The following is a 13,913-nucleotide window of genomic DNA, read 5'->3' as shown; positions in this document are numbered from 1 at the left end:
CGCTCTCGGGCGTGGACCGCGTCGAACCCCACCTGATGGTCGACGGCGCGGCCGGCATCTTCCTCGAGGACTGCGACCGGGTGGTCGTCGGCATGGACTGCATCGTCGGCGACACCCTCTACAACCGCGTCGGCACGTTCCCCATCGCCGCCACCGCCGCGCAACTGGACGTACCCGTCACCGTCGTCGGGTCGGGCGCGAAGGTGGTCGAGGGCGGGTTCGTCTTCGAGAACGAGATTCGCTCCTCGGCGGAGGTGTCGCTCGAACCCGTCGAGAACGTGTTCATCGAGAACCCCGCCTACGACGCCACCCCGATGACCCTCGTCGACCAGGTCATCACCGACGACGGTATCCTCCACTTCGACGTGTAGTTCGGCCGCGGGTGCGACGACGCCGGACGCGGCGGGTGCGGCGACGTGTTCTCCCGGTGTTGCCGCCGCCCGCGTCGTCGCTGCCCGCGCCATCGTCTCTCTCGTCCGACGGTCCTCGCGCGAACCCGGTTTTGTCTCGGCGGATAGCGAACGTGACCGTACTCGAACCACGCGCCTCGCCGGCGGACCGTTCGGCGTCCGTCGCGTCCTCGAGGCCGTCGTCGCCGCCGGTCCGCCGTTACCGACAGCGATAGCTACATTCTCGGTACCGTCGTCTCCGGTCACGTCGCCGCCTCGTCGGTTCGGGCAGACGGTTCCGGTTCTCGGGACTGATACTCGGGACCGAGGGTTATTTTGGCATGGTACCGTCGGGGGCGCTATGGGAATCGCACATCTGGTCGAGCACCTCCGGTCAGAACTCCACGAGGACCTGCGTCTGTGCGTGGAGTACGCGGACGAGGAGGTCCAACCGCACTATCTCCGGTCCGACGTGGACCCCGCCGCGGCGCGCGAGCACGCGCATCTCATTCGACGGTTCTACATCGGTCAGGAGTCGGTCCGGCGTCACGAGAAACAGCCGTCGGGCCCGGGCAGTCTCCGCGGGTCGGTCCACTACTTCGAGGAACTGGTCGCCGTCGTCGTCCCGTTGCCCACCGACGCCACCATCGGCGTGTTCCTCGACGGCGACTCGGCGGCGATTCCCGAACCGCGCCTCTCGCGGTGGTCGAACGAGTGGGCGCAGAAGGCGACGGACTGCGTTCGCTGACCGCCCGCGGGAGCGAAGTCGCTTCGGCCGTTGGCCGCCTACAGCGACACCCACTCGCCGCCGTCGTCGGAGCGTTCGACGGCGTCCAGAATCCGCTGGACCGCGTAGCCGTCCTCGAACGACGGGGCGAACGACTCGCCGTCGCGGACGGCCGAGAGGAACTCGTAGTTCTCGTGGACGAACGTGTGTTCCCAGCCGAGAACGTGCCCCGGCGGCCACCAGTGGTCGAGGTACGGGTCGTCGCCGTCGGTGACGAGAATCGTCTCGTACCCCCGGTGGTCGGCCGCCTTGTACTCCAGTTCGTTCAGCCGTTCCAGCGAGAACTTCAGGCTGCCCTCGGTGCCGTGGATGCGGATGGTGTGGTCGTTCTTGTGCCCGTCGGCGACGCGCGACGCCTCGAACGTCCCCATCGCGCCGTTCTCGAACGTCGCCTGCGCGGAGTAGGCGTCGTCCACCGTCACCGGGCGCGTCCCCTCGCCGCCCTCGACCGGTCGCTCGTCGACGAACGTCTGGAGGTTGCCGGAGACGCGTTCGAAGTCGCCGGCGGCGTCGCCGACGAGGAAGCGCGCCAGGTCGATGGTGTGCGCGCCGAGGTCACCCAGCGCGCCGCTTCCGGCCATCTCCTCGTCGTTGCGCCACGACCACGGCGCGTCGGCGTCGGTCAGCCAGTCCTGCATGTAACTCCCGCGGACGTGCCGAATCTCGCCGAGTTCGCCGTCGTCGATGAGCCCCTTCGCGTAGCGAATCGCCGGCACGAAGCGGTAGTTGAACGCGCACCCCGCTATCGCCTCGGAGTCGGCGGCGGCGGCGCGCATCTCCTCGGCTTCGTCCAGCGTCGGCGCGAGCGGTTTCTCGCAGAAGACGGGCGTGTCGGCTTCCAGCGCGGCTATCGACGGTTCCGCGTGGACGTGGTTCGGCCCGAGGTTGTAGAAGGCGTCCACCTCGTCGACGACGGACTCCCAGTCGGTCGCGGTGTGTTCGAACCCCAACTCGTCGGCGGCGTCCGCGAGGGCTTCCTCGTCGCGCCCGATGAGCGTGTGGCGGTGCACGTCGGGGGCGTCCGGGAAGAACATCGGGAGACGCGCCAGCGCGTTCGAGTGGGCTTTGCCCATGAACCGGTAGCCGAGTACGGCGACGTCGAGCGTCATGGGCGGCGGTTCTCCGCCGACCGACTTAGGGGTTCGTGGTCCGCTCCGACGGCCGCGTTACTCCGCCCAGTAGGCGTCGCCGGGCGTCGTGTCGAAGACGGCGCGTCCGAGGACGTCCACGGCCTTCTCCAGTCCCTCGCGCGAGGAGGTGAGCGAGTCCTCGTGTTCGATGGAGAGGGCGCCCTCGTAGCCGACCATCCGGAGCGTCGAGACGACGTCCTTCCAGTGGCTCTCGCCGTGGCCGTAGCCGATGGAGCGGAACAGCCACGAACGGTTCGCCTCGTCGGTGTAATCCGTGGTGTCGAGGACGCCCTTGACGCGTGACTCGGGTTCGTACACCTTCGTGTCCTTCGCGTGGAAGTGGTGGATGGCGTCCTCCTCGCCGAGGAAGCGGATGGCGTCCGTGACTTCGATGCCCTGCCAGTAGAGGTGCGAGGGGTCGAAGTTCGCGCCGACCCGTTCGTTCGTCGCCTCGCGCAGTTTCAGCATCCCCGTCGGCTCGTAGACGAGCATGTTCGGGTGCATCTCGATGGCGATGTCGACGCCGTGGTCGTCGGCGAACTCGGCCACGTCGGACCAGTACTCCGTCGCCACCTCCCACTGGTACTCGTGGGCGTCGGCGTGTTCGGACGGCCACGGCGCGGTGATCCAGTTCGGCACCTCGTCGTCGGGGCCGCCCGCCGGGAGCCCCGAGAAGCAGGTGACCGTGTTCACGTCCAACTGCGCGGCGAGTTCGATGGCCTCGCGGAGTTCGGTGTCGGCCGTCTCGGCCTCCTCGTCGTCCGGGTGCAGCGGGTTGTTGTGGGTCGCCAGCGCGCTCACCTGCATGTCGTGTTCGGCCAACAGGTCGTGTAACTCCTCCTGCTTCGACTCGTCGTCGAGGTAGGCGGTCCGGTCGAGGTGGTCGTCGCCGGGGAAGCCGCCGACGCCGAGTTCGACGCCCTGCACGCCGATGTCGTCCAGATACGAGAGCGCGTCGGCGAGCGATTCGCCTCCGAGCGGAACGGTAAGTACGCCGATGTACATAGTGGGAGCCACAGGCGGCGTTCGATTAAATCTTGAGGATGCGTCTCCGCCCGCCCCCGGGAGCGTTCCCGACGACGGAACGGTATACAGCCTTTTATCCTTCAGGAACAGAGTTGGAAATATGCCGACGTACATCGCGCACGTCGACGTCGACGAGGCCGAGTACCAGAACCCGCAGGAACTCGTCTCCATCTGGGGGACCGTCCGCGAGGACGTCCAGCAACTCGGCGGCGAGATGCTCGACACCCACGCGGTCCTCGGGCCCTACGACTTCGACGTTCGGTTCGAAGTCGAAGACGACGACGCCGCGTTCCGCGTGACGCAGGCCATCGAGCGTCACGGACTCGACACGGAGACGCTCCAGGCGCTTCCGGTGGAACGACTGGGAGAGTTGGTCGACGACGTCTGAGGCGCGTTCGCGTTCGCTACCGTCTGAACAGGTCGGAGAACTTCTCGCGGATGCTCGCTTTCTCGCCGAGGCGGAGGTAGTAGGCGTCGCCGCCGTCCTCGTAGTAGTTGCCTATCTTGCGCTGTATCTCGAAGCCGATGTGCTCGTAGAACGAGAGGGCGTCCTCGTTCGTCGTCCGGGCGTGACAGGAGACCGAGCGGTGGTCGCGGGCGACTTCGGCGACGAGTCGCTTGCCGTAGCCCTTCCCGCGGGCCTCGGGGGCGACGGCGAGAAACAGGATGTAGCCGTCGCGTCGCGTGGAGGCGAACCCCATGAGCGTGTCGTCCTCGAAGAACAGGTGCGTCGTCGCGCGGCGGTAGGCGTCCATGAAGAAGCCGCGCCGTTGCTTCAGCACGCCTTCGGCGTCCGGATGCGCTCTTTGAGTTCCCACGCCTCCTCGGCGTGTTCGGCGGACCCGGTTCGTCCACTCGCTTCTCCACGTTGACGCTCACACCGACCGGTAGAGTGGTCACAAATATAACTCCACCGTCGTCGTCAGCGAGTCACGAAGGTTCGTCGGGACGGGAAGTCGGGCCGTCGTGGCCGACGGCGGCATCTCCGGCTTCGTCTGTTCCGTCTTCTTCCGTCTCCGTCACCACCGCCGGCCCCGTCGCCCTCACCGAGGGCGGCGAACCGGCGCGCCGACCGGAAGAGAGAGGGCGGCGGCGACACAGACCACACGGCATGAGCTTCGAACTCCGCGACCACACCGCCGACGTGGCCGTCGCCGCGTCCGCGCCGACGCTCGATGCGCTGTTCGCCGCCGCCGCCGACGGACTCGCGGCGGCCGGGTGCGACGCGATTCCCGAGGCGGGTGGGGACCGCTTCGCGGTCGACGTCGACGCCGAGAGCGTCGAGGCCCTCCTGTTCGACTACCTCGACGAACTCATCTTCGAACGCGACGTTCGCGCCGTTCTCCCGGTGGACAACGAGGCGTCTGTACGCCGAAGCGACGGCGCGTGGACGCTCTCGGGGTCCGCCCGCGGCGTCCCCCTCGACGCCGTGGACGCCCGCGAGGTGAAGGCCGTCACGTACTCCGAGATGCGCGTCGAGGAGACCGACGACGGCTGGGAGGCGTACGTCGTCTTCGACGTCTGAACCGGCGGCCGGATTCGTCTGTATCGTCCGTTATCTACATTTTTACGGCCGCTGCGGCCGGAATTCCTCCGACGAGCTTACCCGTCGTCGGTCGAAGCTCCGAACATGGAGCAACGCCAGTTCGCGGCCCGAGTCGGGTCGCTCGCAGCGGTGCTGACGCTCGCCATCGTCCTCACGACGGGACGAGCGAGCGCGCACGTCAAGTACGTGACGCCGGGGAGCGACCCCGTCGAAGTCGTGGCGTTCCTGGTGACGGCGCTGTCGGACCCGTTCACGCTCACCGTCCTCGCGGCCGGCGGCGTCGCCGTCGCCGCCGGCGCGACGCTCTACCTCCGCGTCCGACCCGCCCGCCGCGACGTGGCCGTGTTCCGCGAGACGATGACCAGCTATCGCGACCTCCTGCCGTGGCTGCTGCGTCTGAGCATCGGGCTTCCGCTGGTCGGGGCTGGCTTCTCCGGCTACTTCTTCAGCCCCGTCGTCCAGACGACGGTTCCGACGTTCACCCGCCTGTTCGGCATCGGCGTCGGCTTCCTCCTCCTGTTCGGCTTCGGCACGCGCCTCGTCGCGGCCGCCGGACTCCTCGCGTACCTCGTCGGCCTCGCCTTCGAACCGGCGCTGTTCCTCGCGTTCGAGTACGTCCCCGGCCTCCTCGCCATCGTCCTCCTCGGCGGCGGGCGGCCGAGCGCCGACCACCTCGTGTCCCGTCTCGCCGCCGCCGACACCGTCTACTCGCGCATCGACCCCTTCTATCGCGTCGTCGCCGTCCCGTTCGTCCGCCGGGTCCAGCCGTACACCTCGCTCGTCCCCGTCGTCCTGCGCGTCGGTCTCGGCGTCTCGTTCGTCTACCTCGGCGTCGGACAGAAACTGATGAACCCCGGGGAAGCGCTCGCCGTCGTCGCGAAGTACGACCTCACCGCCGTCGTCCCCGTCGCGCCCGAACTGTGGGTCGTCGGCGCCGGACTCACGGAGATTCTCGTCGGCGTCGCCCTCCTGTTCGGCGCGTTCACGCGCGGGGCCGCCGCTGTCTCCTTCCTCCTGTTCACGACCACCCTCTTCGGCCTCCCGGACGACCCGGTACTCGCGCACGTCTCGCTGTTCGGTCTGGTCTCGGCGCTCCTGATTACGGGCGCCGGCAGGTTCTCGGTCGACGCGCGACTCCGCGACGCCGCGGCGGAGTCGGGCCGCGAAGGCCCGTCCGTGTCTGCCGACTGAGAAGTGAAGAGAGCGCCTCCGGCCCGGAAGGGAGCGACCGAGAACGTCTCCGACGGAATATATTATCGAAATACTGAGAAGAGTATATGAGGGCCGACGGTGACCCCCCGACTGGCGGGGACGGAGCAACCCAATGAGAGACCGACAGGGCGAGACTACCCACAGGACCGCCGAGGTCAGACGATGTGCACGGTGTGGCGAGACGACGACACACCGAACGTCGATTCGCATCGAAGAGAACGCGAGCCGAGAGGACGTTCAGGCAGAGAACGAGAAGTTCTCCCGACAGCCGTACGTCGTGTACTGCTGTTCGGACTGCGGTCGTTCGGTCACGGAACAGGTGTCGTAGCGGTCCCCGTCCGAGCCCACGGGAGCGTCTGCCCCGCGCAGACGTCGGCCTTTTTTCGCCGTTCCCCGTCGTGCCGACACCCACCCCGGAGACGAGCGTGCAGGGACGGAATCCTATTGAGTCAGCCCGTCGAACCGTCCCACATGAGCGACGACGACGTGAAAGAGTTCGGAGACGTTCGCCTCGAACGCGTCCGCGAGTACGTCTGGGAGATGCCGCGCGAGGGGGAGATGCGCGTGCCCGCCCGCGTCCTCGCCAGCGAGGAACTCCTCGAACAGATTCGACAGGACAAGACGCTCGAACAGTTGCGGAACGCCACCCACCTGCCGGGGATGACCAAGCACGCCATCTGCATGCCCGACGGCCACCAGGGGTACGGCTTCCCCGTCGGCGGCGTCGGCGCGACGGACACCGAAGACGGCTGTATCTCCCCCGGGAGTGTGGGCTACGACATCAATTGCGGCGTCAGGATGATGCGAACGAACCTGACGTACGACGAACTGCAGGGCAACGAGGAGGAGTTGGTCGAAGCGCTGTTCGCCAACGTCCCCTCCGGACTGGGCGGCGGCGGCATCGTCGAGGGCGGCGTGGACACCGTCGAGTCGGTGCTCTCCCGCGGCATGGACTGGGCGCTCGAACACGGTCACGCCGTCGAGGCGGACCTGGCCCACTGCGAGGACGAGGGCTACCGGCCGGACGCCGACCCGAGCGCCGTCTCGCAGAAGGCAAAGGACAGGGGGAAGAACCAACTCGGCAGCCTCGGGTCCGGCAACCACTTCCTCGAAGTTCAGCGCGTGACCGACGTGTTCCGCGAGGGCGTGGCCGGCGAGTTCGGCCTCGAAGAGGACCAGGTGGTCGTCCTCATCCACTGCGGGTCGCGCGGACTGGGCCACCAGGTGTGTTCGGACTACCTCCGGGAGATAGAGAAACGGCACGGTGACCTGCTGGCGTCGCTGCCCGACAAGGAACTGGCCGCCGCGCCCGCGGGGTCGGACCTCGCCGAGGAGTACTACGGCGCGATGTGCGCCGCCATCAACTTCGCGTGGGTGAACCGCCAACTCATCATGCACCGGACGCGCCGCGTGTTCGAACGGGTGTTCGGCCGCGACTGGGAGGCGATGGAGATGGACCTGCTGTACGACGTGGCGCACAACATCGCGAAGAAGGAGGTCCACGAAGTCGAGGGCGAAGAGCGCGAACTGTACGTCCACCGGAAGGGAGCGACGCGCGCGTTCCCCGCCGGGCGCCCCGAACTGCCGGACGCCTACCGCGACGTTGGACAGCCCATCATCATCCCCGGTAGCATGGGCGCTGGCAGTTACGTCCTCCGCGGCGGGGAGAACTCGCTGGACCTCACGTTCGGGTCCACCGCCCACGGCGCGGGGCGGACGATGAGTCGGACGCAGGCCAAGAAGGATTACTGGGGCGAGACGGTTCAGGAGGAACTGCGCGACCAGGAGAAGATATACGTCAAGGCGCAGTCCGGCGCGACGATAGCCGAGGAGGCACCGGGCGTCTACAAGGACGTCGACGAAGTCGTCCGCGTCTCCGACGCCCTCGGCATCGGCGACAAGGTGGCGCGGACGTTCCCCGTCTGCAACATCAAGGGCTGAGCGGTCGCCCCCGCGAACCCGTCCGCCTCAGGCCTGCGTCGCCCTCGCCGCGTCGACGCGGTCCTCGCGGCGCTTGTAGAAGTAGTACCCGAGGGCCGCGAGGCCGACGAACGAGGCGGCGACGCCCTCCTGCGGGACGCCGCCCGCGAGGAGCGTCGTCGTCACGTCGGCGAGACCGAGAGCGACGACGAGCAGACCGCCGCCGAGTATCCACGCGCGGCTATCGGTTCGGAGTTGGTCGTAGTGGCCCGCCTCGATGAGGGCCATCTCCTTCTCGTGTTCGAGTCGGGCGAGGTACACCACGAGGGCGAACGCTCCGAGGAGGAACAGGGCGAACGGAACGAAGAACAACGCGTCTCCGAGTAGCGACTGGATGGGGGTTATCATCGTACCTCCCTTTTCGCGCGCCGAGGAGATATAGGCCGCCGTGAGGGGTGTTCGTCCCCCGCGTGGGCGACGCCGTCACGCCGCTACAGGCCGATGTCCACGTACTCCGTCTCGGGGACGGGTTCGACTTCCTCGCCCGCTTCGAACCGAACGAACGAGAGGTAGAAGTCGCCCCCGCACGGCGACTCACGCGTCGGGTGTTCCACGTCGTCGGCGTCGCTTCGGTCGCCCGTCCAGCGCAGGCCCGCCGCGTCGCTCTCGCCGCAGACGAGGTGGACGCCGTCGGCGTCCTCGAACGCCCCCGTCGGGTCGGCGTACTCCCACCCGACCAGCGGGTAGGGGGTGACGGACTTGTCGGCGAGGTAGCCCTCTCGCTGGAGTTCGACGACGGCGCCGCAGTGCGGGCAGTAGTAACTGACCGGATAGCTCATCGAACGGAGGTTAGGGCGTGGCGGACTTAACGCTCGCGTCGTCCGGCGTTCCGAACCGCCGTTCGAGCGCGTGGATACGGGCGGCCGTCGGCGGGTGACTCGCGAACAGGCCGGCGAGTCGACTCCGGACGGACCCGCGGATGCAGAGTGCGGCGGTGGCCGAGTCGGTCGCGGGTTCCCCGCGTCGCCGGGCCGCCGTCTCGATGGTTTTCAGCGCGCTGACGAGGCCGCGATGGTCGCCGACGGCGCGGGCCGCCGCCGCGTCGGCCGCGAACTCGCGGTGCCGCGACAGCGCCATCGTCAACAGGAGGTAGACGTTCGTCGTCGCCACCAGGGCGCCCCCGACGAGGAGCGCCGACGTTCGCTCCCAGTCGACGCCGGAGCGCCCTCGGTCGTTCGACCCCTCGACGAGGACGGCCGCGAGGAGGACGCCGAACGCGGCGGCCGCTGTCACCAGCGTGACGACGACCCGTCGGATGGTCGTCGCGGCCGTCATCAGCACACTGTCGCGGTGTCGCAGGTGCGCGAGTTCGTGCGCGGCGACGCCGACCACCTCGTCGGCGTCGAGTTCGCGGAGCAGTTCCAACGAGAGGACGACGGCGCCCGACCCTCGTCGGCCGACGGCGAAGGCGTTCGGGCCGCCCAGAGAGGCGACGTACAGCGTCGGCGTCGCGATGTCCATCTCGTCGGCCAACCGTTCGACGCGCGCGACGAGGCCCGGCGCGTCCGCCGCGTCCATCGCCGCGGCGTCCACGCCGTCGAGCGTCGAGCGGACTCCGAACGCGTACTGGACGCCGCCGAGGGCGACGGTGCCGACCACGACGCACCCGCGACGCCGACCGAGTTAGTCACGTCGTGGGTGCCGAACAGGAGGTACAGTATCGCGCCGACGGGAGCGCCGAGAAGCAGTGCGACGACCGCGCCCATCCGCAGGTAGAGACCGACGGAGACGGCGCGATCGCGACCGATGTGCCGAGCCGACTGTGACATCGGTCGGAGGTACAGACAGTATGGATATCAAACTGTTCGTCGCTCACACGCCGGACGGCCCGTCGCCGACGTAGCGGAAGGCGACGCCCGCCCGTTCGGCGGTCAGTTCGTCGCGCCGCGAGTCGCCGACGAACACGGCCTCCTCGGGCGCGGCGTCCATGCGGCGGAGCGTCTCCAGCAGGGGTTCGGGGTCGGGCTTCCGCGTCGCCACGGAGTCGCGGCCGACGACTGCGTCCGCGTGCGAGGTCAGGTCGTGCGCGTCGAGGGCGACGCGACAGGCCGCCTCGCAGTTGAGCGAGCAGACCCCCTCGGCGTCGAACGTCCCCATCCGGTCGGCGCAGGCGAGTCGCGTCGAGCGTCGGGCCCCTTCGCGTTCGTGGTCGGCGATGACGGCTTCGACGTCGTCGCGCATCCCCTCGGCGTCCGCGAGGTCCAGCATCGCCCACAGGTCCATGCCGTCGGCGTCGACGCCGGCCGACCGGAACGTCGCTTCGGCGTCTGTGGCGACGGCCTCCCAGTCCACCGCCAGGTGGACGAGCGTTCCGTCGAGGTCCCACACCACCGCGTCGAACGCCGCGGCGTCGAGTCCGTCTGGTCGGTCTGCGTTCGGCATCACCGGGCGCTTCGGTCCCTGCGCGAAAGACCGCTTCGGTCGAACTTTTCAGTCTGGACGCCCGAGTGGATCTATGACCGAACTCGCCGGTCACCACCGACGGACCGCGTTCGACCGCCTCGGCCGCCAGCGACGGCGTCGGTGCCGGGGAGACGAGCGCGCGACGAGTTCGGGTAGCCGACGCGCGTTCCGGCGCGGCGCACGAACCGGCGAGACGCGAACCGACGCGGTTGTCCGACGGGTGAACGACCGTGTCCGAGCGTAGTGGCTCTCGTGGCGTCCTCGGCCGCCTGCGCGACGCGGTGTGCCGCGTCCGCGAGGACGTGGCCGCGATACGGGACCGCGACCCGGCGGCGGGCGGGACGCTCGACGTCCTCCTGTTCTACCCGGGGATGACCGCGGTGTGGACCCACCGGGTCGCACACGCGCTCTGGCGGCGGAACCGCCGCTTCGGCGCGCGCGCCCTCTCGCACCTCGTCCGACTGCTCACCGCCGTCGAGATTCACCCCGGCGCGGAACTGGGCCGCCGCGTCACCATCGACCACGGCGCGGGCGTCGTCGTCGGCGAGACGGCCGAACTCGGCGACGACGTGCACCTGTACCACGGCGTGACCCTCGGCGCGAACCGGCCGCAACCGGGGAAGCGACACCCGACGGTCGAGGCGAACGCCGTCCTCGGGGCGAATTCGACCGTCGTCGGGCCCGTCACCGTCGGCGAGAGAGCGGTCGTCGGTGCGGGCGCGTCGTCACTGACGACGTCCCCGCGGGCGCGACGATGGTCGGCAACCCCGCGGAACGCGTCGACGGCGTGCGAGCGGTGGCCGACGACGGCGAGGGCGGTGCCGTCGGAGGGGCCGCCACCGCGGACGCGGACGGTACGGATGTGGGCGGCGCGGACGCTGACGGCGCGGGCGCCGACGACGACGCGGATAGCGCGTCCCGCGCGCCGTTCCGCTGCTCCTGAGCGGGTCTCGACCGCGCGTTCGCCCGCGACTCGCCGGGCGAACGGTATCGGACCGGGCCCACCGGGTCGGTCCGAACTCGGCGCTCAGTCGAGGACGCCGCGTGCGATGACCTCCTTCTGTATCTCGCTCGTTCCCTCGTAGATGGTCGTTATCTTCGAGTCGCGGTACATCCGCTCGACTTCGAAGTCGGTGGTGTAGCCGTACCCGCCGTGAATCTGGACCGCCTCGTTCGTCACGTCCACGGCCGCCTCGCTGGCGAAGTACTTCGCCATCGCCGCCGCGGTGCGGGGGTCCTCGCCCGCGTCCTCCTGTCTGGCCGCCTCGCGGACCAGCAGGCGCGCGGCGTGAATCTGCGTCGCCATCTCGGAGAACTTGTGGCGGACCGACTGGATGTCCGAGATGGGGCCGCCGAACTGCTCCCTGTCGTGGGCGTAGTCGCGCGCCTCGTCGAACGCCGACTGCGCGAGTCCGACCGCCTGCGCGGCGATGCCGATGCGGCCGCCGGTGAGGATGCGGAACGCCGCGGAGAGGCCCTTCCCTTCCTCGGTGAGTCGGTTCTCGGCCGGGACGCGAACGCCGTCGAAGCGGAGGGCCGTCGTGTCCGAGGCGCGCAGGCCGAGTTTGTGCTCCTTCTTGCCGACTTCGACGCCCGCGTCTTTCGGGACGAGAAACTGCGTGACAGACCCCGGGTCGTCGGGGTCGGTCTTCGCGAACAGGATGCAGACGTCGCCGCGTTGGCCGTTGGTTATCCACTGCTTCTTGCCGTCTATCACGTACTCGTCGCCCTCCCGCCGGGCGACGGTCGACATCTCCGCCGGGTTCGACCCGCGTCGGGTTCCGACAGCGCGAACATCCCGACGGGGCGCCCGCGGGCCATCTCGGGTAACCACCGTTCCCGCTGGTCGTCGGTGCCGAACTCGGCGATGCAGGAGGTGGCCAGACTGTGGACCGACAGCGCCGTCGCCACGGCGAGTTGGCCGTAGGCCACCTGTTCGTTGACGAGGGCGTACGTCGTCCGGTCGGCGTCGAACCCGCCGTACTCCTCGGGGACCGTCAGCCCGGTCAGGTCGAGTTCGGCGAGTCCGTCCCAGACGTCCTCGGGGAACGTCTCCGTCTCGTCGGCCTCCCGCGCCGTCGGGCGAACCTCCTCGACGGCGAACTCCCGAACCACGTCGCGGATGGCCCGTTGCTCGTCGGTGAGCGCCGACCCGGCGTCTGCGATTTCCATACTCCACGGTCGTATCTGTGATGGAAAAAGGTGATCGAATCGCGGCGGGGACGGAGTCGGGACGGCGCCCGAGCGACCTCGGCGGTTCGGTCGATTCTCAGGAACTGCGATACACGAATCCTTGATGGTTTGTCAAACCGTAACGTGAGAGTATGTCGCATACTGGCGGAGTCGGTCGCCTCGTCGTCGTCGCGTTTCTCGTCGTCGCCGCCGTCACGGGGACGGTATCGGCGACGAACCAAGCGGAGACAGTCACGCTGACCGTCTCGGTGGTGACCGCGGACGGGAACCCGGTCGGGTCGGCGGACGTCGCGGCCACGTGGGACGACGGGACGAGGAACGTGACGACGGCGTCGAACGGGAAGGCGTTCGTCGACGTGCCCGCCAACGCGACGGTCAGACTCGACGTTTCGCACCCCCAGTACGTCCGCAACGAACCGTACGTCGTGTCGAACGCGAGCGAACGGTCCGTCGAGGTGCCGATGTTCCCGCGCGGGCGAATCGTCGCCACCGTCCGCGACTCGAACGGCCCGGTCGCCGGCGCGAGCGTCGTCGTCCGCCAGTCGGGCGCTATCGTCGCGTCCGGGCAGACCGACGCCGACGGGCAGTTCGACACCGGTGCCGTCGAACAGGACGAGTACGGCGTCGCCGTGGGCGAACGGGGATACTACCGGAACGTGACCACGGTGACCGTCGACGGTACCGAGCGTATCGACATCGCGCTTCAGAGCGGGTCGGTGACGCTCGAAATCCGCGTGGTCGACCCGCACTTCTCGCCGCCCGAACCCGTCGGTAACGCGACGATACAGATCGATTCGGTCGGCGAGGTTCGGAGCCTCGCGAGCGGCGAGACCACGGTTCGCGTGCCGGTCAACGCCGACCTCGCGCTGACCGTCACCAAACCGGCGTACGAGACGAACGAGACGACGGTCCGGATTCGGGAGTCGGACGCGACGTGAACCTCACTCTCAGTCGGACGCCCGCGCTGAACCTCACGTCCGTTTCCAACCGCGTCGTCGCCGGCGAACGGGTCGCCGTCGAGGTGGTCGACGAGTACGGCGACCCGGCGGCGGACGCGACGGTCCTCCGCAACGGGTCGGAGGCGGCGACGACGAACGCCGAGGGGCGCGCGACGTTCCGCATCGAGAACCCGGGGCAGCACGAACTGCGCGCCCGTCGCGACGGCGTCGAGTCGGACCCGGTGACGATAGACGCCCTGGCGGGCGAACAGACGGCGCCGCCCGAGACGACGACTGCCGCGCCGACGA

General features: G+C 69.0%; 13 protein-coding genes and 5 pseudogenes. 10 read left to right on the top strand and 8 right to left on the bottom strand.

Annotated features, from left to right (window positions below):
• Window positions 1–371: pseudogene (locus tag GJ632_RS11760) on the top strand (translation initiation factor eIF-2B); the annotation flags it as partial.
• A gap of 379 nt (window positions 372–750) precedes the next feature.
• Entirely contained in the window at window positions 751–1,137 is a 387-nt protein-coding gene (locus GJ632_RS11755; protein ID WP_089807645.1) for a hypothetical protein, read from the top strand.
• A 38-nt stretch (window positions 1,138–1,175) separates the two neighbouring features.
• On the opposite strand, the gene GJ632_RS11750 is transcribed toward GJ632_RS11755, so the two are convergent.
• On the bottom strand, window positions 1,176–2,285 hold the full coding sequence (locus tag GJ632_RS11750) for a Gfo/Idh/MocA family protein (protein ID WP_191453013.1): 1,110 nt from the start codon (window positions 2,283–2,285) through the stop codon (window positions 1,176–1,178).
• Window positions 2,286–2,342: 57 nt separating this feature from the next.
• Window positions 2,343–3,311 (bottom strand): sugar phosphate isomerase/epimerase, encoded by a 969-nt coding sequence (locus tag GJ632_RS11745; RefSeq protein ID WP_191453012.1) that lies wholly within the window; start codon window positions 3,309–3,311, stop codon window positions 2,343–2,345.
• 121 nt (window positions 3,312–3,432) lie between these two features.
• Here GJ632_RS11745 and GJ632_RS11740 point away from each other — a divergent pair, with 121 nt between their 5' ends.
• Window positions 3,433–3,720, top strand: coding sequence for a GYD domain-containing protein (locus GJ632_RS11740; RefSeq protein ID WP_191453011.1), 288 nt, complete (start codon window positions 3,433–3,435; stop codon window positions 3,718–3,720).
• A 16-nt stretch (window positions 3,721–3,736) separates the two neighbouring features.
• Here the strand turns inward: GJ632_RS11740 and GJ632_RS11735 are convergent.
• Window positions 3,737–4,211 (bottom strand): annotated as a pseudogene (locus tag GJ632_RS11735) (GNAT family N-acetyltransferase).
• A gap of 232 nt (window positions 4,212–4,443) precedes the next feature.
• Here GJ632_RS11735 and GJ632_RS11730 point away from each other — a divergent pair.
• From GJ632_RS11730 to GJ632_RS11720, 3 genes are all read left to right on the top strand, one after another.
• A complete protein-coding gene (locus GJ632_RS11730) occupies window positions 4,444–4,857 on the top strand; it encodes an archease (protein WP_191453010.1) in 414 nt (137 codons plus the stop codon).
• Between the two features lie 105 nt (window positions 4,858–4,962).
• Window positions 4,963–6,069, top strand: coding sequence for a DoxX family protein (locus tag GJ632_RS11725; protein ID WP_191453009.1), 1,107 nt, complete (start codon window positions 4,963–4,965; stop codon window positions 6,067–6,069).
• A gap of 492 nt (window positions 6,070–6,561) precedes the next feature.
• Window positions 6,562–8,031: an RtcB family protein gene (locus GJ632_RS11720; RefSeq protein ID WP_191453008.1), complete on the top strand. Its 1,470-nt coding sequence runs from the start codon at window positions 6,562–6,564 to the stop codon at window positions 8,029–8,031.
• A gap of 27 nt (window positions 8,032–8,058) precedes the next feature.
• Here GJ632_RS11720 and GJ632_RS11715 read toward each other — a convergent pair whose 3' ends face one another.
• The 3 genes from GJ632_RS11715 to GJ632_RS11705 form a co-directional block, all read right to left on the bottom strand.
• Window positions 8,059–8,415: a hypothetical protein gene (locus tag GJ632_RS11715; RefSeq protein WP_343161145.1), complete on the bottom strand. Its 357-nt coding sequence runs from the start codon at window positions 8,413–8,415 to the stop codon at window positions 8,059–8,061.
• Between the two features lie 86 nt (window positions 8,416–8,501).
• Entirely contained in the window at window positions 8,502–8,849 is a 348-nt protein-coding gene (locus GJ632_RS11710; protein WP_089807626.1) for a hypothetical protein, read from the bottom strand.
• 10 nt (window positions 8,850–8,859) lie between these two features.
• Window positions 8,860–9,669 carry a M48 family metalloprotease gene (locus tag GJ632_RS11705; RefSeq protein WP_191453006.1) on the bottom strand — a complete coding sequence of 270 codons (810 nt, stop codon included), beginning with the start codon at window positions 9,667–9,669 and terminating at the stop codon, window positions 8,860–8,862.
• A gap of 35 nt (window positions 9,670–9,704) precedes the next feature.
• Here GJ632_RS11705 and GJ632_RS24755 point away from each other — a divergent pair, with 35 nt between their 5' ends.
• Window positions 9,705–9,836, top strand: coding sequence for a hypothetical protein (locus tag GJ632_RS24755; RefSeq protein WP_255473561.1), 132 nt, complete (start codon window positions 9,705–9,707; stop codon window positions 9,834–9,836).
• 46 nt (window positions 9,837–9,882) lie between these two features.
• On the opposite strand, the gene GJ632_RS11700 is transcribed toward GJ632_RS24755, so the two are convergent.
• On the bottom strand, window positions 9,883–10,452 hold the full coding sequence (locus GJ632_RS11700) for an HAD family hydrolase (protein WP_191453005.1): 570 nt from the start codon (window positions 10,450–10,452) through the stop codon (window positions 9,883–9,885).
• Between the two features lie 302 nt (window positions 10,453–10,754).
• On the opposite strand from GJ632_RS11700, the pseudogene cysE reads away from it, so the two are divergent.
• A pseudogene (gene cysE / locus GJ632_RS25925) lies at window positions 10,755–11,257 on the top strand (serine O-acetyltransferase); the annotation flags it as partial.
• Between the two features lie 243 nt (window positions 11,258–11,500).
• Here the strand turns inward: cysE and GJ632_RS11690 are convergent.
• Window positions 11,501–12,645: pseudogene (locus GJ632_RS11690) on the bottom strand (acyl-CoA dehydrogenase family protein).
• Between the two features lie 152 nt (window positions 12,646–12,797).
• Here GJ632_RS11690 and GJ632_RS11685 point away from each other — a divergent pair.
• Both GJ632_RS11685 and GJ632_RS11680 read left to right on the top strand, forming a co-directional pair.
• Complete coding sequence (locus tag GJ632_RS11685) at window positions 12,798–13,604, top strand: carboxypeptidase-like regulatory domain-containing protein (protein ID WP_191453004.1); 807 nt, start codon at window positions 12,798–12,800, stop codon at window positions 13,602–13,604.
• Window positions 13,601–13,913, top strand: a pseudogene (locus GJ632_RS11680) (DUF4198 domain-containing protein); the annotation flags it as partial. The gene GJ632_RS11685 and the pseudogene GJ632_RS11680, both read left to right, overlap by 4 nt.

The organism is Halogeometricum sp. CBA1124 (assembly GCF_009741955.1).
Taxonomy (GTDB): domain Archaea; phylum Halobacteriota; class Halobacteria; order Halobacteriales; family Haloferacaceae; genus Halogeometricum; species Halogeometricum rufum.
The sequence above is the reverse complement of the archived record's forward strand: the minus strand, read 5'-3'. Positions and strand labels throughout refer to the sequence as shown.

Excerpts from the sequence above, each read along its gene's own strand:
- GJ632_RS11740 (WP_191453011.1), top strand. The coding sequence starts at position 3,433 with ATGCCGACGTACATCGCGCACGTCGACGTCGACGAGGCCGAGTACCAG.
- GJ632_RS11725 (WP_191453009.1), top strand. The coding sequence starts at position 4,963 with ATGGAGCAACGCCAGTTCGCGGCCCGAGTCGGGTCGCTCGCAGCGGTG.
- GJ632_RS11685 (WP_191453004.1), top strand. The coding sequence starts at position 12,798 with ATGTCGCATACTGGCGGAGTCGGTCGCCTCGTCGTCGTCGCGTTTCTC.
- GJ632_RS11730 (WP_191453010.1), top strand. The coding sequence starts at position 4,444 with ATGAGCTTCGAACTCCGCGACCACACCGCCGACGTGGCCGTCGCCGCG.
- GJ632_RS11745 (WP_191453012.1), bottom strand. The coding sequence starts at position 3,311 with ATGTACATCGGCGTACTTACCGTTCCGCTCGGAGGCGAATCGCTCGCC.
- GJ632_RS11710 (WP_089807626.1), bottom strand. The coding sequence starts at position 8,849 with ATGAGCTATCCGGTCAGTTACTACTGCCCGCACTGCGGCGCCGTCGTC.
- GJ632_RS11720 (WP_191453008.1), top strand. The coding sequence starts at position 6,562 with ATGAGCGACGACGACGTGAAAGAGTTCGGAGACGTTCGCCTCGAACGC.
- GJ632_RS11700 (WP_191453005.1), bottom strand. The coding sequence starts at position 10,452 with ATGCCGAACGCAGACCGACCAGACGGACTCGACGCCGCGGCGTTCGAC.
- GJ632_RS11755 (WP_089807645.1), top strand. The coding sequence starts at position 751 with ATGGGAATCGCACATCTGGTCGAGCACCTCCGGTCAGAACTCCACGAG.
- GJ632_RS11750 (WP_191453013.1), bottom strand. The coding sequence starts at position 2,285 with ATGACGCTCGACGTCGCCGTACTCGGCTACCGGTTCATGGGCAAAGCC.